Source organism: Phyllobacterium sp. YR531 (genome assembly GCF_000282595.1).
In the GTDB taxonomy this organism is placed as follows: domain Bacteria; phylum Pseudomonadota; class Alphaproteobacteria; order Rhizobiales; family Rhizobiaceae; genus Phyllobacterium.
The window spans coordinates 42,727-61,527 of record NZ_AKIZ01000001.1 but is presented as its reverse complement, the minus strand read 5'-3'; the positions used below and the strand labels follow the sequence as shown (position 1 = coordinate 61,527).

Genomic DNA, 18,801 nt, shown 5'->3' with positions numbered 1-18,801 from the left:
CGATTCTCTCAGCTGCGACACTACAGAGAAGGGCTTCCGGAATTCGTTTCGGTGGCCTTTTTCTTTTGCGGTTAGTGGTCCGCTATTTCTGTCATCTCAATCTTGATCGGCCTTGCCTCCTCCGTTCGTTTCAAGAAATTGGGCATACAAGCGATTCAACTGGTCCGCGACATATTCCCCGAATAAAGGCGCCCGTTTCTCATCAAAAATTAAAGCCGTTCTCCCTGGCTCTTGCTGGATCCGAGCAACTGTTTTGCCCTCTGGTGTAGTCCAGGCTTTTACTTTCCTGGAGGGTTTGGCAGGACGCTTCGATACAGCATTGAAAATCAGCGCAAAGCGAGTATCACTATCCGCAATCTTGAACCGATCAGATTCCAGAATCGTTTCGACTGCATCCAAGTCCTTGGGCTTTTCCAGGTTTTCGGCTAACGCTATCCAACGTGACCTGCCTGCTTTTGCGGCCGGGCCAATCTGAATGGCAAGCTTCTCCGGGATGCTTCGCGCCACGGCGATATAGCGACTTACGTCAGACTTGTCCGTCGATAAGGCAGCAGTGATAGTTGCGCGGTCAAACCCCGCGGCCTCGAGCCGGAGTGCAAAGAGCGCCTTCTCGATGAACGAGAGGTCAGCACGGTCCAGGTTTTCCCGGCCCTGCGCCACGACCAATTCGCGATCAGTAAGATTTCGGACAATAGCCGAAACCTCTCGGCCCAGATCGGCAGCAGCCCGTAGCCGTCTTCGCCCATATGCGACCTGATATCGACCGGCAGTTTCCGGATGGGGTCTAACAAGGATCGGAACTTGCTGCCCGTTCTCCGCGATGCTTGCCTTGAGTTGATCGAACTTCGGATCGATGGTTGTCGGCAACCGGTCGGCAATCGTTGAGCCCTCGACCGTTGAAGGATCCAGGGAGATCACGGCCTCGCCCGAAGCCAACTGGTCTTGCAGCCGAGCAGCGGCTTTTGCACCTTCAGCCATCTCCTGTAATGACGAGCCCATTGCGGAGATCGCACCGGTCCGCACGCGAACGGGCGACCTGTCGGCCGTAGTCTTCTCGCCCAATGCGGGCTTCTTGAGAAACAATGAATCAATTGCGTCTTTGCGACTCATGATATTGCTCCCTGCGGGCAAGTTTCGAGGCACCTTTGGTTTAACCGAACGAGCAGCCTGTTGGGAGTTCCCAACAGGCTGGCGTTTCTACGATTGGGGCGATCGCTCGTTCCAAGCATCCCTGCAGAGATGGACACATCCTGAGATCGGCGAAAGGCAGCCAGGATACGCCTCAACGATCTTGTGTTGGGAGCTCCCAACAACAAATGAATATGGTCCGTAGTATTCGTCATACGCGGCCCCATGCAGCTTTGATCAACGTCTCGATCTCGGCGTTCACCGCATCCAGAGACTCCATCGCCCGATCGTATGTTGATCGCGTTAAGTTCTCCCGCCCTATCTCGTAAAGTGTTTGCTTAGTAAGGCCGGCGTCAGAAACAGCCGCGGACTTCACCATCGGATTTGTCAGGACGTGATCGTCAAACATGTTGCGCAACAGCGCTGCGACCTTCGTTTGCGGCGCATCCTGAGGTTCGAACCGGGTTAGAAGATAGCGGATGAAGTCATACTGGAGATTTCCCCCAGCCTCCTTCACTACGCCGAGAAGGTCGCGGGTCATAAGGAGGAACTGACTCATGGATGCAATATCGAGCATCTGGGGATGCACAGTGATCACCATTGATGTTGCAGCGCATAAACCGCTAAGCGTTAAAAACCCGAGCTGGGGAGGGCAGTCAATCACAACGACGTCATAATCATCAGCAACTTCGTCGAACGCCTGCGCGATACGGGTGAAGAAAAGCGCGTTACGTGCGCCGCGATCGGTCAAGGCCTTTGGGGTTGTGTGCTCAAACTCCATAAGCTCAAGATTTCCAGGAACGAGATCCAGCCCATCAAAATATGTCGGACGAATAACCTCTTTGAGTGGCCGCTTCGAACCATCGTACCGGATGGCCGCGTATAATGTTTCATTGGAACCAACATCCGTCTCTGGGAGAACGCCCAGAAGTGCCGAGAGGCTAGCCTGTGGATCGAGGTCAACTGCGAGTACTCTATAACTCTGCAGCGCGAGATATTGTGCAAGATGAGCTGATGTCGTTGTTTTACCGGAACCGCCTTTGAAATTAGTCACGGCTATAACCTGCAAGTGCTCCGCGCCGCGCCGGTGGGGCACAAATTCGATACTTTCGCGTCCACGAGTAGAGCCCGCCAGCATATGCCTGATTTCATTTATTTGGCCGAGTGTATAGAAGCGCCGTCCATTACTTGCCAGCTCAGGCTGCGGTCCTTCACCAGCTAAAGTCATCTTCCTGAGTGTCGAATCAGATATCTTCATCAGGCGCGCTGCCTCACCCGACGTGAACTTCCTTAAGCTCTTATGCGACGTTGGGGCAAACAACGCCTCGCTCATGGCCTGGAGCTGTGAACTCAGCTGTTCGGCGTGCTCTCCTAGGGTAACATCTACCGAGGGGCGATCATTCCTGGATATGGCAACGGCATTGCTCACGGTCTAAACTCTCGTCACGGTTAATTGGCCAATATCGACCTTTTTCCGTGACGATACCCAAAGTCCGCTCCGTTGCAACAAGTTATTGGTTAACAGAGACTTAACGGCTAGCAGCCCAACGCTTCATGAAGACGAGAATCCGCATTTTTTCTTATATTTTTCTGATACTTATCCGTTGAACCGCCGAGATGGAGGGCAAAACTTACCCCCGTTTATTAACCAGTGAATCCAGACCTACAGCAACCATGCGGTGCGGCCTGTCTGACACAATAGCCACGACTCGTTGCGACTCACCCGACTCAACCGCTGTAGAATTCTACACTCCTTTCATCAGGTTTTATGTGCTGATCTCCCATCAACTAGCAATGACGGAGGTCTACACGATGATAGTGCACGCAGTACGCGATGCTTCGGTCGACAGAGATAACAGGCTGATCGACGAACAGCATCATCTTCGAGCCCGGGTATTCGCGGGACGGCTGGGCTGGAATGTCAACGTATTGAATGGACGCGAAACCGACGAATACGACGCTCTCCTACCGACCTACATTCTCGCCATATCAGAGGCCGGCGCTGTTGTCGCCTGCGCCCGGCTTCTCCCGGCCATTGGACCAACTATGCTGCAGCGGACATTTCCTCAGCTTCTAGCCTCACGTTGCCTCAAAGCCCATCCCCGCATGATCGAGAGTTCGCGGTTCTGCGTCGACACATCGCTCGTAGAGGGCAGGGGAGGGGTTCTCCACGAGGCCACGCTCACCATGTTCGCTGGCATCATCGAATGGTCGATAGCAAACGGCTACGACGAAGTAGTCACAGCAACTGATCTCAGATTTGAAAGAATTCTGAACAGGGCCGGCTGGCCGATGCGCCGCCTCAGCGAGCCATGCAGGATCGGTAGCACGGTCGCCGTCGCCGGTTCTCTTGCTGCGGACGTTGAGAGCTTCAACAAGGTCTGCCCAACGGGATACCGCTCGACGATCGCGCGCGGCCACATGCGTGCTGCGTGAGGAGCGTGCCGTGAACCATCTGCGCTCTCATCCCCGCCTGGTCCGCAAGCTTCAGGAAGCACTTGGCGACCATCTCTGTGTCGCACTCGACGATACAAGCGTGGTCGAGATCATGCTCAACCCCGACGGCAAGCTCTTCATCGAACGATTGGAGCACGGCATGACGCCGGCTGGCGAAATGTCAGCCGCCACAGCAGAGATCGTCATCGGAAGCGTCGCACACGCGCTGCAATCTGAGGCCGACGAAGATCGGCCGATCATTTCCGGCGAACTGCCGATCGGCGGGCATAGATTTGAGGGACTGCTTCCACCGGTTGTTGCGCGCCCGGCCTTCACGATCAGGCGCAGGGCGTCGCGGCTCATTCCGCTGGACGACTATGTCAGATCGACGGTGATGACGGAGCGACAGGCATCCATCATCAGCAATGCTATTTCCTCCCGCCTCAATATCGTGATCTCCGGGGGGACTGGATCGGGCAAGACAACACTAGCCAACGCTGTTATCGCCAAGATCGTCGAAAGCGCGCCGGAAGACAGGATTGTCATCCTGGAAGACACGGCCGAGATCCAGTGCGCCGCCGAAAACGCTGTTGCCCTGCACACGAGCGATATGATCGACATGGCGCGACTCCTCAAGAGCACCATGCGCCTGCGTCCAGACCGCATCGTTGTCGGCGAGGTCCGCGACGGCGCGGCGCTCACTCTTCTCAAAGCCTGGAATACGGGGCACCCCGGCGGGGTCACCACAATCCACTCCAATACGGCAATGTCAGCTTTGCGCCGCCTCGAACAACTGACCGCTGAGGTCAGCCAGCAGCCGATGCGTGAAGTCATCGGCGAGGCCGTCGATCTGGTGGTCTCGATCGAACGCACTCCCAAAGGGCGCCGCGTTCGCGACGTAGTCCATGTAGATCGCTTCACCGGCTCTCAGTACGAAACCGAAACCTACCCCCAAATCGACGAGGAACGTCATGTCGCGTGATCGCCATGCTCTTCTTGCAGCCGGAGCTCTGGCGATTACCTTCGGCCTTCTCCTCATCGAACCTGCGATTGCCTCTTCCGGAGGTGGCGGATTGCCCTGGGAATCGCCGCTACAGCAAATCCAGCAATCGATCACCGGGCCCGTTGCCGGATTCATTGCGCTGGCCGCGGTCGCCATAGCAGGCGGCATGCTGATCTTCGGCGGCGAACTCAACGACTTCGCGCGGAGGCTTTGCTATATTGCCCTTGTCGGCGGCGTGCTCCTCGGCGCGACACAGATTGTCGCCCTGTTCGGCTCCACCGGCGCTTCGATCGGCCCGATCGAGGCGCCGGGTCCGATACCCCTTGCGGAAGGGGAGGGGACCAATGGCTGAGCCAAGCTCCAACCTCTTCCGATCACGCATCCATCGGGCGCTCTCTCGCCCGAACCTTATGATGGGAGCCGACCGCGAGCTCGTGCTGCTCACCGGGCTTGCCTCAGTGATCCTGATCTTCGTGGTCCTGACGTGGTACGCTGCCCTGTTCGGCGTGGCGATCTGGCTGATAGCCGTCGCAGCGCTGCGAATGATGGCCAAAGCCGATCCGTTGATGCGCAAGGTCTATGTCCGCCACATCCAATACAAGGCTTATTACCGGGCGACGTCGACGCCCTGGCGACGGTACTAAGGGCTGTTATGGTCTCTCTCGCTCCCTTCCGGCAATCCGGTCCGTCCTTCGCCGATCTTGTTCCTTATGCTGGGCTCGTCGCCAACGGCGTTATCCTTCTCAAGGACGGCTCACTGATGGCCGGTTGGTATTTTGCCGGGCCGGATTCCGAAAGCTCTACCGACTTCGAGCGCAATGACGTATCGCGCCAGATCAACGCGATCCTGTCGCGCCTGGGTTCCGGCTGGATGATCCAGGTCGAGGCAATCCGCGTCCCGACCACGAATTACCCATCGGACGAGGATTGTTTTTTCCCCGATCCAGTTACCCGCGCGATCGATGTCGAACGCCGCGCGCATTTCGAACGCGAAAGCGGCCACTTCGAGAGCCAGCACGCGCTGATCCTGACCTACCGCCCGCCAGAGCCACGCCGTTCCGGTCTGACACGCTATCTCTATTCTGATCTCGAGACCCGATCAGCCTCCTACGCCGACAAGGCGTTGGAGATGTTCCAGACCTCGATCCGCGAAGTCGAACAATACCTCGCAAACATCATATCGATCCGCCGGATGATGACGCAGGAATTCGAGGAACAGGGAGGCCGCCGCGTCGCAAGATATGATGAACTTTCCCAGTTCATTCGCTTCTGCATCACCGCCGAGAACCATCCAATCCGGCTGCCGACAATTCCAATGTATCTCGACTGGCTGGTGACAGCCGAACTTCAACACGGCCTGGCACCGACAGTGGAGAACCGCTCTTTGGGGGTAGTCGCAATTGACGGCCTGCCAGCGGAGAGCTGGCCGGGCATCCTCAACACGCTCGACCTGATGCCGCTGACCTATCGCTGGTCTTCCCGCTTCATCTTTCTTGACGCCGAGGAGGCCAAGGCAAAGCTGGAGCGCACAAGAAAGAAATGGCAGCAGAAGGTTCGCCCGTTCTTCGACCAGCTTTTCCAGACGCAAAGCAACGCCGTCGACCAGGACGCCATGCTGATGGTAGCCGAGACCGAGGACGCCATCGCGGAAGCGTCGTCTCAACTCGTCGCCTACGGCTATTACACGCCGGTGATCATTCTGTTTGATGAGGATAGTGCCCGGCTTCAAGAGAAATGCGAAGCGGTACGCCGGTTAATCCAGGGGGAAGGGTTCGGAGCACGTATCGAAACGCTGAATGCGACCGATGCCTTTCTCGGAAGCCTGCCCGGGAACTGGTATGCCAATATTCGTGAGCCGCTGATCAACACGCGTAACCTCGCTGATCTCATCCCGCTCAATTCCGTCTGGTCCGGGAGCCCTGTTGCCCCGTGCCCATTTTATCCGGTAGGATCCCCTCCCTTGATGCAGGTAGCCAGTGGCTCTACGCCGTTCCGCTTCAATCTCCATGTAGACGATGTCGGCCATACGCTCGTTTTCGGCCCGACCGGATCGGGCAAGTCCACGCTGTTGGCGCTGATTGCTGCCCAGTTCTGCCGCTACAAGGAAGCGCAGCTCTTTGCATTCGACAAGGGGCGTTCAATGCTCCCCCTGACGCTCGCGGTCGGCGGCGACCATTACGAGATCGGTGGCGAGCCACAGGGGGGTAGAGGGGAACTTGCTTTCTGCCCGTTGTCCGAGCTCTCGACCGATGCCGATCGTGCATGGGCGAGCGACTGGATCGAGATGCTGGTCGCACTGCAGGGCGTCACCATCACCCCCGATTATCGTAACGCCATCTCCAGGCAGCTGGCCCTGATGGCGGAATCGCGCGGCCGATCGCTCTCGGACTTCGTCTCTGGCGTGCAGATGCGCGAGATCAAGGACGCGCTGCACCATTACACCGTCGACGGTCCGATGGGGCAGCTCCTCGATGCGGAAGCGGACGGATTGTCACTCGGTGCCTTTCAGTGTTTTGAAATTGAGGCGCTGATGAATATGGGCGAGCGCAACCTTGTGCCGGTCCTGACCTATCTGTTTCGCCGCATTGAGAAGCGGCTGACAGGAAACCCAAGCCTCATTGTACTTGACGAGGCCTGGCTGATGCTCGGGCATCCGGTCTTCCGGGACAAGATCAGGGAGTGGCTAAAAGTCTTGCGCAAGGCCAATTGTGCCGTGATCCTTGCAACCCAATCGATCTCGGACGCCGATCGCTCCGGCATCATTGATGTCTTGAAAGAAAGCTGCGCGACCAAGATTTGCCTGCCGAACGGAGCGGCAAGAGAGCCTGGAACTCGTGAGTTCTACGAGAGAATTGGCTTCAACGACCGCCAGATCGCGATTGTCGCCTCCGCTGTGCCGAAGCGGGAATATTATGTAACCAGTCCCGAAGGCCGCCGGTTGTTCGACATGGCCCTTGGACCTCTCACGCTTTCGTTCGTTGGCGCATCTGGCAAGGAAGATCTCAAGCGTATCCGCGCCCTTCATTCCGAACATGCGGCCGACTGGCCTCTCCATTGGACCCGGCAGAGGGGGATTGCCCATGCAGCATTGCTGTTTCCGAAAGCTTAGAAGAAGGCTCGTCGCGACCACCGCGGTTGTCGCAATGCTTGTGCCAATAACGTCTGCAGCCACGCGCGCCGGCGGTGTCACCGGACAAGCGACGGAATGGACCCAACTGGCCAACAACGCTGAACTGATCAGCCTCGTCGGCAAGTCAGCAGAGCAGGTGAACAATCAGATCACCCAGATCAATCAGTTGGCGGAGCAAATTCAGAACCAGCTCAATATCTATAACAACCTGCTCCAGAACACGGCACAGCTTCCAGGCCACATCTGGGGACAGGTTGAAAATGACCTGAAGAGCTTGCAAAGCGTCGTGGCGCAGGGGCAGGGCATCGCCTTCTCCATGGGCAACATCGACGATGTCCTCAACCAGCGCTTCGGGAGTTTCGCTGACTTCAAGACCAATCTTCCGGACAATGAAGCCTTCTCAACTACCTATCAGAATTGGTCGAACACCAACCGCGACACGATCGCGGGCACACTGAAGGCCGCGAACCTGACCGCGGAACAGTTTTCCAGTGAGGAGTCCACCATGAATTCCCTTCGCTCGATGTCCGAGAGCGCCGACGGCCAGATGAAGGCGCTGCAGGTCGGCCACCAGATCGCCACCCAGCAGGTCGCGCAGATGCAGAAACTGCGTGGGCTCGTCTCGCAGCAGACGACCATGATGGGCACATGGTTCCAGTCGGAACAGGCGCAAAAAGATCTCGCTCAGGCCCGCCGCGAGCAGTTCTTCAACGCGCCCAGCCGCGATATCCGCAGCGGTCAGACGATGGAGCCGCGCTGGTGAGCCCGCGCATCCTCATCGCCCTCGGGGTAGCGGCTGTCGTCGCCTTCGGGGCCGGTATGATGTATTGGGTGGTCGTTCAATCGGACGCTACGACTGAACCACCGGGCTCGGGTGCGGCGCAGCGCGAACACCGGGAGCGCTTTTTCAGCAGTGATCCGGATCGCGATGTGCACGGCGGGCAGGAGATGAAACCCCGATGGTAGGCGCACATCCTTCTCGCACGCTGGAGACGGTGTTTATCGTGAGTGGAGTTTTGCTGCTTGTAAGCGCGCCAGCGCTTGCACAGCAAGGTTCAGTCCTGACAACATTGGAGAACCAGGTCGTCACCGCCGCGAAGGGCTGGGAGACGACGATCATGAACGCAGCGCGCTCGCTGTTCTGGATCCTCGCCGGCATCGAGATCGGCATTGCTGCCGTCTGGCTGGCGATCAATGCGGCGAGCCTCGACGCATGGTTCGCCGAGCTGGTGCGTCGGATCATGTTCATCGGTCTCTTCGCTTTCATCCTCGACGGGGGTCCGGCTTTTGCCAAGGCCGTGGTCGACAGCCTCTACCAGATAGGCGCCGGCGGCGGCTCCGCATCGCCCGCCAATATTTTTGACGCCGGCATTCGTGTCGCGTCCAAGATGTCCGAGCAGGCGAAATTCGGCCTGTTCGAGGACAATGCGCTCGCGATCGCCGCCGTTTTCGCGATGGTCGTGGTCGTCGTCTCCTTTTCCCTCGTCGCAGCCATCTTCGTCGCCGTTATGGTGGAGATGTATGTCGGGCTCCTGGCCGGCATGATCATGCTTGGGCTTGGAGGCTCCTCCTACACCAAGGATTTTGCGGTCCGGTATCTAGTCTATGCCTTTTCCGTCGGCATGAAGCTGATGGCTCTCGTCATGATCGCCAAGATTGGCTCAGATATTCTGCTCGGCCTGGCCGAGGCGCCGACCGCGACCTCGGACCAGTTCATCACCACGCTCGCCATCGCCGGCATATCGGTCGTCGTGTTCGTCATCGCCATGTATGTCCCACCGATCATGCAGGGTGTGGTGCAGGGCGTATCCGTTATTGGTGGCATGGAGACCATCCGGCACGGCTCGCAGGCATCCGGCTTTGGCGTTGGCGCGACGGTCGGCGCGACTTCGCTTGCGATGGGAGGAGCCAAAGCCGGGACGGCGGCCTATGCGGATGCCCGATCGACAGGCTCGTCAATGGCCGGTGCGGCTCTGAAGGGGATGGCAAGCGGGTTCGGCGCCACCAGCGGCGCACTCGCCTCGGCGGCCCGCGATCAGGCGATGGGCGGACGCGGCACCTACGGCACCTCGACGCTTGGGCTCGCCAACGCCAAGCTCGAGGAGGCCCGAAAGTCATCCCTGGCGCCCAAAGGTTCATCCGGAAAGAAGGGACAGTGACATGAGGCGACGGGCTTATCGAAACAAGGCAGGGGGGACGCATGGCATCGCGTGAGACGCCGGAAAATCCCTATATCGCGGCGCGGCAGGAATGGAACGAACGCTACGGCTCCTATGTCCATGCGGCAAGGGCATGGCGGATCGTTGGCATCACCGGCATGCTGATGGCGGTGATCGGGTTCAGCTATGCTCTTTTCCAGAGCACACAGGTGAAGCTGATCCCTTATATCGTGGAAGTTGACAAGCTCGGTACGGCCGCCAATGCCGGCTTCCCGCAGCAGATCGAATATGCCGATCCGCGAGTGGTTCGCGCAACGCTCGGTGGATTCGTTTCGAATTTCCGTTCCGTGACTCCGGATGCGATTGTCCAGAAGCATTATATCGACCGCACCTATGCGCTGCTCAGAACTTCGGATCCCGCAACCGAGAAGGTGAATAACTGGTTCCGAGGAAATTCTCCCTTCGAAAAAGCGAAGAACGCCACCATCGCGATTGAGGTCAACAACATCGTTGCCCTGTCCAACCAATCCTACCAGATCGACTGGACCGAATATGAGCGTGACCGGAAGGGCAAGGAAACCGCTATCCGGCGGTTTCGCGGCATCGCCACGGTGACACTCAATCCGCCGCAAGATGAAAGCATCATCCGGTTCAATCCGCTTGGTCTTTACCTGCGTGATTTCGACTGGACCGCGCAGCTCTGAAAGGCATGAAACCACATGAACGTGAGAACCATCCCTGCAGGTGCCGCGCTGGTCCTGACCGCAGCCGTCACACTCTTGGCCTTGCCCACATTCCTTCCGGTTGCGATCGCTCAAAGCATGAACGCAAACGAAGCCAAGGGTGCGAACATATCCGGTCAATGGCGCGGAAGTCGCGGGTTGGTCACAAAGGGGGCTGACGGGAAGGTCATCTTTCTGTTTGGGGAGGTGCAACCTTCCGTCGTCTGCTCGCCGTTGCAGGTTTGCGACATCGAGCTTGAGGCCGGCGAGGTGGTCCGTGATGTACTCGTCGGCGACACGGTGCGCTGGAAGGTCGAACCGGCAACGTCCGGCGCGGTTGGTGGACAGGCGATCCATCTGATCGTCAAGCCATCCGAGCCGGGCTTGATCACCTCCATGGTGGTGACAACCTCGCGGCGAACCTATCACATCCAGCTTAAATCGCATGCAAGGCAATATATGGCTCGTGTCGGCTTCGAATATCCCGAGGACGTTTCCGAGAAACTCCCCGATATCAATGCACGGCTGGAAGCCAGTACGATCCCCGGGGCCGGCTTGCCAGCAGAACAATTGAACTTCGGCTATTCGGTCTCGGGCCGCGCAAGCTGGCGGCCAACACGCATCTATAGTGACGGCACGAAAACATATATTCAATTCCCGAAATCCGTATCGGCCCAGGACGCGCCGGTTCTGTTCGTCGTATCGGGCGGCCAGAACCGCATCGTAAACTACCGCATGAAAGGCGACATGATGATGGTCGACTACAATATCGACCGCGCTGTTCTGGTCTCAGGCGTCGGCTGGAAGCAGCAAAAGATCACTATCAAGCGGGGAGGGCGGTGATGCGGTCGCATTCACCTGTTCGCACCATAGCGATCGCCGGGTTTCTCACCCTCGTTTTTTCCGGATGCCAATCGCTCGGGCCAGAGGGATTGGTTACGAGCAACGCGTCGCCCGAAATCTCTGGCCCTGCCGCAAGCGCGATCGCAGGCGACATGGTCAGCCGTCTGGCCGAACAGATCGGGCCGGGAACTGCGACCGTGGCTTTGAAGCAGGATAATACTCCGTTCGGCAAGGCACTCGAGGCGGCGCTCAAGGGCTGGGGCTATGCGGTTGTGACTGACCAGAAGACTGACGGGAAAACGAAACTCATCTCGCTTGCCTATGTGATCGAGTCATTCGAGGGACAGATGCTTGCACGCCTATCGACTACGAGGATCCAAATCGGCCGCGCTTACAGCGTGACAACTGAAGGCGCGACACCGGCAAGCCCGCTTTCGGTCATGCAGCGCGGCTAGGAAGGGGCGGTCATGGTGCAATCACTGCAGCTTGGCGGAGCGCATAACAGCAACCAGAATACCGGGATGCGGCGCGTCAATCGCCTGCCGGTGATCGTCGTGATCGTTCTGGCTGTCGCCTTTCTCGCCATCATATTCTTTGGTTTGGCCGGACGCGGACTGTATTCTAGTGACGATCCAGGCCTTGACCAATCTGCGGGAAACCCAGCCTCGACCTATGCCGACCAGTTGAAGCAGGGTGTGGCCAACGGCATCATCGGCGAGCCTCAGCAGGCCCAGAATTTCCAGCCATCGCCCGTGGAGACGAAGCCGGAGACAACGGTTAACCCGTTCAGTTCGCAACCAAAGCATGCGACCGCAGACCAGAATGGGAAAGGCGGCCTCGAAGCGGACGAGATATGGCGGGCGCGTCTTCGACGCGAGCAGGATGAACAATATCTGCGCGAGCGTCAACGTCAGCGCATGGCGAGATTGCAGGCGAATGCCGCAGCTTATGATGCACCACTTGCCATCGATCGCAGCAAGCTGGCAAGCAGGGCAGGCGATACGACGGACACATCGAATACAATAAAATCTTCAAATTCCTCATCTCAGGCGTCCGCGTCCGATCTCTATGCCGCAGCGCTAAGAAATGGCCTTGCCGGACAAAACCCCGATCCGAACGGCCAGACATCCAAGGAAGAATTCTTCAATGCGGACATCAAGGAACTCGGCTATTTGCCCAATCGAGTAGTCCCACAGCAATCGCCCTATGAGCTCAAGCGCGGTTCGGTCATTCCCTCCATTCTGATCAGTGGCATTAATAGTGATTTGCCTGGCCGTATCACCGCGCAGATCAGCCAGAACGTCTATGACAGCGCGACCGGCCATCGTCTTCTGATCCCGCAAGGAGCCAAGCTATTTGGCCGATACGATAGCAATATCTCTTTCGGGCAAAGCCGAATTCTCGTTGTCTGGACGGATATCATTTTCCCCAACGGTTCGACGCTTCAGATCGGCGGCATGGCCGCCACGGATGCGCAAGGTTATGGGGGCTTCAAGGACAAAGTGAATAACCATTACCTGAAGACGTTCAGTTCGGCCGCCCTCATCGCCATGATCGGAACGGGAATCGACATGGCCATGCCTGAAAGCTCGACGCTTGCGACACAGGATACCGCATCTGATGCAGCCAGGCGAAACTTTGCAGAGACATTCGGACGCGTTGCCGAGCGCACGATCAACCGGAATCTCGACGTCCAGCCGACGCTGGAAATTCGCCCGGGCTATAAGTTCAATGTACTTGTTGATCAGGACATTGTTTTTCCGACAGCATATCGAAAATAATGCTTCTGATTTTTGCGAGGCTGTTGCGGTGGAAACGGGTCGACGCGCATGCACCCGCGCGCGCAATCATTTCAGTCGGTTGACAATGCGGTGTCCTGTTCCCAACGTGCTATTCTAGCAGATGGCATTGACCCTTGATCCGCCTCGCGCCGTGCTGGGCACGCGCAGGTTTCCGAGATGTGTTAACGGCGGAAGGTTGGATCCGTCGATCATATGGGCGCCTTCCATGAAGTGCCCCGCTGGCATCTATACGGGACCAGCTGCAAACGTGCTAGGGCAGATACTGGATATGGGGACGAAAATGTTGCTCTGATATCTCAACCTTTGCATCCACCGCGAAGACCTCGTGCAACAATTCCTGCGTGAGCACGTTTTCGGGCGTGCCGGAAGCGACGATCCGACCGCGTTGCATAACAATCAGTTGATCGCAGAACATTGCTGCATGGTTCAGGTCATGCAGGGCGATGATGCTGGTGATCGGCAGGCGGGAGACGAGCCGCATCAGGCTTATTTGATGCTGTATGTCTAGATGGTTGGTGGGTTCATCGAGGATCAGTTCGCTGGGTGCCTGAGCCAGAGCCCTTGCAAGATGAGTCCGTTGCTTTTCGCCACCCGACAGGCTCTGCCAGCGATCGTTACGCTTGTTCGTCATGCCAGTGCGTTCCAGGGCGTCATCGACCACATCATCGTCGGTTGCTTCCCACCCAGAAAACATCGAGCGATGCGGAAAGCGGCCGAGTTTCACCACATCGATAACCCGCAGGTTAGCGTTGGTTGCAGCATGCTGTTCTACGAAAGCGACGCGTTGCGCGATCGCGCGGCGGCCGATCGTCCTGATATCTTTGTCACCAAGCGTGATGCTGCCGGCATGTGGTTGCCTGAGACCGGCAAGAAGACGCAGGAGCGAAGTCTTGCCCGAACCGTTCGGGCCAAGCAGCCCGAGCATCTCGCCGGGCTGCGTCCTGAAGGAGACGCTATCGACAATAGTCTTCTTACCAATTTTCCACGTGAGGTTATCAGCCTTGATACTCATGAGGCACGCTGGAACCGATAGAGAATGATGGAGAAGAAGGGGACACCCACCAATGCCGTGACTACGCCAATCGGCAGCACTTGCTGTGTAACGAGAGTGCGCGAGGCGATGTCCGCAAGGACCAAGAAGATGGCTCCCGTGATAGCGCATGCCGGCAGGAGACGGATATGGAGCGGCCCAACGAGGAAGCGCGCAGCATGTGGGACGACCAGGCCGACAAAACCAATCGAGCCGACCATGCTGACGATAGCGGCCGTCATCATGGCGGTCAGCGCGAAAAGCACAATCCTTGCCCGCCCCACATTAACACCGAGCGCCGACGCTGCTTCGTCACCGAAAGCAAATGCGTCCAGAACCCGGGCATAAAAGAGACAGACGACGAGCCCAAGACCGACAGTAATGGAGACAAGCATAAGCTCCGGCCAGCGCACGCCGCCGAAGCTGCCGAGCAACCAGAACATGACATCGCGTGCCTGCTGTGCATTGCCTGACGTTGTAACGATATAGGACGTCGCTGCGTTAAAAAGTTGCGATGCGGCGACGCCTGCGAGAATAGTCCGGTCGGCGCCGCCCCGCGTACCGCTAGATAGCAGCGCCACGAAGAAAAATGCAGCAAAGGATCCTGCGAAAGCACCGGTCGAGAGCGACAACGCGCCGGCCCCCATGCCCAAGATGACGATTGCAACGGCACCGGTAGAGGCGCCGGCCGATATGCCCAATACATAGGGTTCAGCCAAGGGATTTCGCAGCAACGACTGCATGATCGCCCCCGACAGCGCGAGACCGGCGCCGCAAAACGCAGCAACGAGTGCTCGGCTGAGACGATAGTCCCAGATTACTGTCTCATGGATGCGATTGAGTTCCACAGCAGTCCAACCAAGTCTATTGGTGATAGCGGAGAACGTTGTCGCCAGCGGGATCGGCAGGTCGCCGATCCCGACACTGATGCCGACGACAAACCCGATCGCCGCAAGCGAGGCAAGCAGCAACGTGCCAAAAGCAAAAAGCTGATGGAGGGAACGGCGCATTTCGGTCACTTCAGAAGGCCGAGAGCCTTCAACTGGGCGGCCACCTGTTCGGCACCGTAGATTGTGCGGATCGTGGGATTCATGGCTTGACCGTCCATAACCACCATCGCTTTGTTCTTAACGGCAGAGACTTGGCTGACGGCTGGATCTGTGGTCAGGAATTTGATCTTGGCTTCGGGCTTGTCGAGCTCCCAGCGATTGCGGTCGAGATTGGCCACGACGATGACGTCCGGATTGGCCGCAATGATGCTCTCCCAGCCCAGTGTCGGCCACTCTGCCTCGGAGGTTATTGCGTTGTGTCCGCCCAACAGGTCGGCGATGAAGCTGGAAGCACTATTCTTTCCACCAAGATAGGCATCGGCCGACGGGCTGGGACTGGAAAACCAGAAGACATAGGAAAGATTCGCGCCATCCTTCGAAACACGCGAACGAAGTGCTGCCTCTCTCGCTTTGAAGTCGGCAATCAGCGCCTGGCCGCGATCGGCAACATCGAAAATCTGCGAGAGTTCATCAATCTCTTTGTAGAGGAGATCCATGTTCCACATTTGGGTACGGCTGCCGTACTGGTCCTTTACCTCCTTCGTGCTGAGGCAGGTGCTTGGCGAGAGATAGGTCGGGATTCCAATCTTTTCGAAATCCTCGCGTTTGGCGACCTTGCTGCTTGGTCCGATCAGGCTCGGCAAGGCTGCAGCCACAAAATCCGGATTTTCTGCCAGAATCGATTCGAAAGTAGGAAACTCTACCGTCAGCAACTTCACCTTGGCGTTGGCTTCGGCAAGCTGCGGCAATACCTGGCTCGGCCAGAATGCTGTACCAGCCATCTTGTCGTGAAGGCCGAGCAGCAGCAGTATTTCTGCGCTGTTCTGGCCAAGGCCAACCGCCCGTTCCGGAGCTTTGTCAAAGGTCACCTGAGCGCCACAATTTTCAATGATCAGCGGAAATTTTGTTGGTGCCGCTATGGCTGAGGTATCCGAGAGGCTGAGCGCAAGCATGCCTGCCATGGCTAATAGTGATTTCAGCGTGATCAAGGACGGCTCCTGTTATTTCTGGACATCAAATGGCTCCGCCATCTACCCTTTCACGGCCGGAAAAACAAGACGCCCAAACTCCACTTTAACCGTCATTCCATACCGGAGTATTGAAGCTCTCTTGTAATAGCCAGGTTCTTCCACGATATGCGTTTGGCTTCTGCGGTTAGTCCTTTAACGCTTTCGCAAACCCATGTGTACCGAACACGTTTCTGCCAGAAGCGATTAGTAGAGTCCGCGTTTCAGCTGGCATCAACCCATGCGTATTCTAGTGCATTCCATCTCGCTTCCCGGCCAGACACGTAGATGTCGCCTCGGACTTTTATCTTCCCATCCAAGCCACATCAGTTCTTCAACTGCCAGCGTCGGCTGCTGCCTTTCCAAGCTGAAATCCTCGAACGACCATCTTGACAAGATCTTGGCCGTGAGGAACCAACTGAAGATCACTTCGCTCCAATGACCACTCTTCCAATATTCCTACAACAACAGCGCTTACGGCCGAGGCTGCTGCAACTGGTGTCCACGGCGACGGTAACCGTTGTCTTCGATTTGCCTCAGCGAATATGCGTGCAATGTCGTCATAGACCTCATTGCGCTGACTTTTTGACGGTTTCTTCTGAGATATCGAGATGTCAAGATACATCATAACGCGGATAAGGCCACGCCGTCGTTTGTCGTGGTGCATTGCTGCGAAGATTGAGCAAATAGCATCACCCAGCATATCAAGAGGGGACAAGGCAGTCCCCGCATCAAGGCAGTCTGCAAGTTCCTGCAAGGGGGATTGAGCTTCATCTCTCAGGGCGTACAAAAGACCCTGCTTGTTTCCGAAATGCCAATGCAGGGCGCCTCGACTGGCGCCTGCGGCAGTGGCAATTTCATCAAGGGTAACATTCTCGTAACCCTTATCCAGAAACAGATTTTCTGCCGCACGGAGGATTTGCCGTCGTGTCTCAGCGGCCTGCTCCTTTGTCCGTTTCATACTATTGGCCTCTCCTCTCCTTGATACACAAAGATGCGTTTGCGCAACTCTTCCAGAATAGCATGGCTGTCCAGTCCAGGGCTCAGGCATTCATGCCGCCAGGATACTCGCCTAACAAAATAGAGATACTTTTAACGCATATACCTTGGTTATGACGTATATGGCCATACGTCAGTGATTCCTGCTTTTGTATCTCCCTATCGGTGCATTAACTCCCATCAGCCAACATGTCGACAACGAGCCGAAATCACTGGCTCAGCCCTTGTCGATACCGCAGCCCCTTACTGCCAATCACATACAATCGAAACCAAAATATAGCGTCTGAAATCAATTTACAAACATACCGTTTGTTTATATAAGGCGCCGACAACCTTTTTGAAAAGAGACCGTTCATGCGCCGCCAAATCTGCTTCATCCTGACAATTTATCTTTGCCTCGTCGTACCCAGTGCAGCTCAGATGCCCGGCGGTGCGCCGCCTGCAGTTGGCGTTGTTACCGTTAAGGAAAAGGGCGTCACGGAATCCGTTGAGTTCAACGGTCGTGTCGAGGCTGTTGATCACGTCAACATCGTCGCGCGAATATCCGCATTTCTGGACGAACAACTTTTCAAAGAAGGATCGCATGTCAAAAAGGGCGACTTGCTCTTTCGCTTGGAGCGCCCGCCTTTCGAGGCAGATGTCGAGGCAAAGCGCGCAGCACTTGAGCAGGCACAGGCAACGCTAGAGAATGCAAATCTCGCTTTCGGGCGAGCGGATCAACTTCGTAACACTGGATCCGGCACTCAAAGCGCGCTGGATAATGCGACAGCAGCAAAACGGTCGGCACAAGCCCAGGTGCGGGCTGCTGAAGCGGCATTGCATACTTCAGAGATCAATCTGAGCTATACAGCCATCAAAGCGCCCGTCGACGGACGGATCGGCCGAGCAGTTGTCACTGTTGGGAACGTAGTGTCCCCCTCCTCTGGAACGCTTGTGACCATCGTGAGCCAGGATCCGATGTATGTGACTTTCCCGGTTCCGACGTCAAAGATCATCGAACTCAGAGACAAATATGCCGCTCTGGGTGGAACTGAGAAAGCTTTGCGGTTGCGCCTTCGTCTTCCTGATGGCCGCGTGTACGAACCGACAGGTAGACTGGACTTCACAGATATCAGCGTGGCGCAAAATACTGATTCAATAACCCTGCGCGGGACAATCCCCAACCCGCTGAGGTCCGACAATCAGCGTGGTCTCTTCAATGACCAGTTCGTAAGGGTCGTGCTGGAGGCTGTGATGCCACAGCAGGCGCTTTCTATTCCCCGAGGGGCTGTCCTGACCGACCAGCAAGGTGATTTTGTTTATGTTGTCAACGAGAAGAGCGTGGCCGAAATCCGCCGTATCAAGCTCGGGCAGTCGAGCGCCGAAAGCGCGGTGGTTCTACAGGGTTTGAAGTTGGGTGAGACAATCGTCGCAGAAGGAGCGCAGCGCGTCCGTCCTCTTTCACCTGTTACGCCCGAGCCAATCGCTGAACAGACAGCAAGCCGGAGATAACT

Annotated in this window: 19 protein-coding genes; 13 read left to right on the top strand and 6 right to left on the bottom strand. The window is 57.0% G+C overall.

The window, feature by feature from the left end:
- Nucleotides 1–96: 96 nt before the first annotated feature.
- Nucleotides 97–1,110 carry a plasmid partitioning protein RepB gene (repB, locus tag PMI41_RS00285; protein WP_008120559.1) on the bottom strand — a complete coding sequence of 338 codons (1,014 nt, stop codon included), beginning with the start codon at nt 1,108–1,110 and terminating at the stop codon, nt 97–99.
- A 229-nt stretch (nt 1,111–1,339) separates the two neighbouring features.
- On the bottom strand, nt 1,340–2,557 hold the full coding sequence (repA, locus tag PMI41_RS00280; protein ID WP_008120558.1) for a plasmid partitioning protein RepA: 1,218 nt from the start codon (nt 2,555–2,557) through the stop codon (nt 1,340–1,342).
- A 383-nt stretch (nt 2,558–2,940) separates the two neighbouring features.
- On the opposite strand from repA, the gene traI reads away from it, so the two are divergent.
- Genes traI through trbI form a run of 12 tightly spaced genes read left to right on the top strand, consistent with a single transcriptional unit; the run spans nt 2,941 to nt 13,202 of the window.
- On the top strand, nt 2,941–3,564 hold the full coding sequence (traI, locus tag PMI41_RS00275; protein WP_008120557.1) for an acyl-homoserine-lactone synthase TraI: 624 nt from the start codon (nt 2,941–2,943) through the stop codon (nt 3,562–3,564).
- 10 nt (nt 3,565–3,574) lie between these two features.
- The gene (gene trbB / locus PMI41_RS00270) at nt 3,575–4,546 is read left to right on the top strand and encodes a P-type conjugative transfer ATPase TrbB (protein WP_008120556.1); all 972 of its coding nucleotides are present in this window, start codon (nt 3,575–3,577) and stop codon (nt 4,544–4,546) included.
- Complete coding sequence (locus tag PMI41_RS00265; protein ID WP_008120555.1) at nt 4,536–4,919, top strand: TrbC/VirB2 family protein; 384 nt, start codon at nt 4,536–4,538, stop codon at nt 4,917–4,919. The genes trbB and PMI41_RS00265 overlap by 11 nt, the downstream gene beginning before the upstream one ends.
- A complete protein-coding gene (locus tag PMI41_RS00260) occupies nt 4,912–5,211 on the top strand; it encodes a conjugal transfer protein TrbD (RefSeq protein ID WP_008120554.1) in 300 nt (99 codons plus the stop codon). The genes PMI41_RS00265 and PMI41_RS00260 overlap by 8 nt, the downstream gene beginning before the upstream one ends.
- Before the next feature lie 8 nt (nt 5,212–5,219).
- Nucleotides 5,220–7,676, top strand: a complete 2,457-nt coding sequence (locus PMI41_RS00255) for a conjugal transfer protein TrbE (protein ID WP_008120553.1) — start codon at nt 5,220–5,222, stop codon at nt 7,674–7,676.
- Between the two features lie 34 nt (nt 7,677–7,710).
- Nucleotides 7,711–8,460, top strand: a complete 750-nt coding sequence (trbJ, locus tag PMI41_RS00250) for a P-type conjugative transfer protein TrbJ (RefSeq protein WP_040853350.1) — start codon at nt 7,711–7,713, stop codon at nt 8,458–8,460.
- A 56-nt stretch (nt 8,461–8,516) separates the two neighbouring features.
- A complete protein-coding gene (gene trbK / locus PMI41_RS00245) occupies nt 8,517–8,663 on the top strand; it encodes an entry exclusion protein TrbK (protein ID WP_348225788.1) in 147 nt (48 codons plus the stop codon).
- Nucleotides 8,657–9,856, top strand: a complete 1,200-nt coding sequence (trbL, locus tag PMI41_RS00240; RefSeq protein ID WP_008120550.1) for a P-type conjugative transfer protein TrbL — start codon at nt 8,657–8,659, stop codon at nt 9,854–9,856. Before trbK ends, trbL begins: the two co-directional genes overlap by 7 nt.
- 41 nt (nt 9,857–9,897) lie before the next feature.
- Nucleotides 9,898–10,560: a conjugal transfer protein TrbF gene (locus PMI41_RS00235; RefSeq protein ID WP_008120549.1), complete on the top strand. Its 663-nt coding sequence runs from the start codon at nt 9,898–9,900 to the stop codon at nt 10,558–10,560.
- A 15-nt stretch (nt 10,561–10,575) separates the two neighbouring features.
- Nucleotides 10,576–11,421, top strand: a complete 846-nt coding sequence (trbG, locus tag PMI41_RS00230) for a P-type conjugative transfer protein TrbG (RefSeq protein ID WP_008120548.1) — start codon at nt 10,576–10,578, stop codon at nt 11,419–11,421.
- A complete protein-coding gene (gene trbH / locus PMI41_RS00225; protein WP_008120547.1) occupies nt 11,421–11,876 on the top strand; it encodes a conjugal transfer protein TrbH in 456 nt (151 codons plus the stop codon). Before trbG ends, trbH begins: the two co-directional genes overlap by 1 nt.
- A 12-nt stretch (nt 11,877–11,888) precedes the next feature.
- Nucleotides 11,889–13,202, top strand: coding sequence for an IncP-type conjugal transfer protein TrbI (trbI, locus tag PMI41_RS00220; protein WP_008120546.1), 1,314 nt, complete (start codon nt 11,889–11,891; stop codon nt 13,200–13,202).
- 271 nt (nt 13,203–13,473) lie between these two features.
- Here trbI and PMI41_RS00215 read toward each other — a convergent pair whose 3' ends face one another.
- The 4 genes from PMI41_RS00215 to PMI41_RS00200 all read right to left on the bottom strand — a co-directional run bounded on the left by PMI41_RS00215 (nt 13,474) and on the right by PMI41_RS00200 (nt 17,270).
- Nucleotides 13,474–14,235: an ABC transporter ATP-binding protein gene (locus PMI41_RS00215; protein WP_008120545.1), complete on the bottom strand. Its 762-nt coding sequence runs from the start codon at nt 14,233–14,235 to the stop codon at nt 13,474–13,476.
- Nucleotides 14,232–15,263 (bottom strand): iron chelate uptake ABC transporter family permease subunit, encoded by a 1,032-nt coding sequence (locus PMI41_RS00210; RefSeq protein ID WP_008120544.1) that lies wholly within the window; start codon nt 15,261–15,263, stop codon nt 14,232–14,234. The genes PMI41_RS00215 and PMI41_RS00210 overlap by 4 nt, the downstream gene beginning before the upstream one ends.
- A 5-nt stretch (nt 15,264–15,268) precedes the next feature.
- A complete protein-coding gene (locus tag PMI41_RS00205; protein WP_008120543.1) occupies nt 15,269–16,291 on the bottom strand; it encodes an ABC transporter substrate-binding protein in 1,023 nt (340 codons plus the stop codon).
- 352 nt (nt 16,292–16,643) lie between these two features.
- Entirely contained in the window at nt 16,644–17,270 is a 627-nt protein-coding gene (locus tag PMI41_RS00200; protein ID WP_008120542.1) for a TetR/AcrR family transcriptional regulator, read from the bottom strand.
- Nucleotides 17,271–17,662: 392 nt separating this feature from the next.
- On the opposite strand from PMI41_RS00200, the gene PMI41_RS00195 reads away from it, so the two are divergent.
- A complete protein-coding gene (locus PMI41_RS00195; protein WP_008120541.1) occupies nt 17,663–18,799 on the top strand; it encodes an efflux RND transporter periplasmic adaptor subunit in 1,137 nt (378 codons plus the stop codon).
- Nucleotides 18,800–18,801 lie beyond the last annotated feature (2 nt).

Coding starts and splice junctions, on each gene's coding strand:
- repB (WP_008120559.1), bottom strand. CDS start 1,110: ATGAGTCGCAAAGACGCAATTGATTCATTGTTTCTCAAGAAGCCCGCA.
- traI (WP_008120557.1), top strand. CDS start 2,941: ATGATAGTGCACGCAGTACGCGATGCTTCGGTCGACAGAGATAACAGG.
- PMI41_RS00265 (WP_008120555.1), top strand. CDS start 4,536: ATGTCGCGTGATCGCCATGCTCTTCTTGCAGCCGGAGCTCTGGCGATT.
- PMI41_RS00260 (WP_008120554.1), top strand. CDS start 4,912: ATGGCTGAGCCAAGCTCCAACCTCTTCCGATCACGCATCCATCGGGCG.
- PMI41_RS00255 (WP_008120553.1), top strand. CDS start 5,220: ATGGTCTCTCTCGCTCCCTTCCGGCAATCCGGTCCGTCCTTCGCCGAT.
- trbJ (WP_040853350.1), top strand. CDS start 7,711: ATGCTTGTGCCAATAACGTCTGCAGCCACGCGCGCCGGCGGTGTCACC.
- trbK (WP_348225788.1), top strand. CDS start 8,517: ATGATGTATTGGGTGGTCGTTCAATCGGACGCTACGACTGAACCACCG.
- trbL (WP_008120550.1), top strand. CDS start 8,657: ATGGTAGGCGCACATCCTTCTCGCACGCTGGAGACGGTGTTTATCGTG.
- PMI41_RS00235 (WP_008120549.1), top strand. CDS start 9,898: ATGGCATCGCGTGAGACGCCGGAAAATCCCTATATCGCGGCGCGGCAG.
- trbG (WP_008120548.1), top strand. CDS start 10,576: ATGAACGTGAGAACCATCCCTGCAGGTGCCGCGCTGGTCCTGACCGCA.
- trbH (WP_008120547.1), top strand. CDS start 11,421: ATGCGGTCGCATTCACCTGTTCGCACCATAGCGATCGCCGGGTTTCTC.
- trbI (WP_008120546.1), top strand. CDS start 11,889: ATGGTGCAATCACTGCAGCTTGGCGGAGCGCATAACAGCAACCAGAAT.
- PMI41_RS00215 (WP_008120545.1), bottom strand. CDS start 14,235: ATGAGTATCAAGGCTGATAACCTCACGTGGAAAATTGGTAAGAAGACT.
- PMI41_RS00210 (WP_008120544.1), bottom strand. CDS start 15,263: ATGCGCCGTTCCCTCCATCAGCTTTTTGCTTTTGGCACGTTGCTGCTT.
- PMI41_RS00200 (WP_008120542.1), bottom strand. CDS start 17,270: ATGAAACGGACAAAGGAGCAGGCCGCTGAGACACGACGGCAAATCCTC.
- PMI41_RS00195 (WP_008120541.1), top strand. CDS start 17,663: ATGCGCCGCCAAATCTGCTTCATCCTGACAATTTATCTTTGCCTCGTC.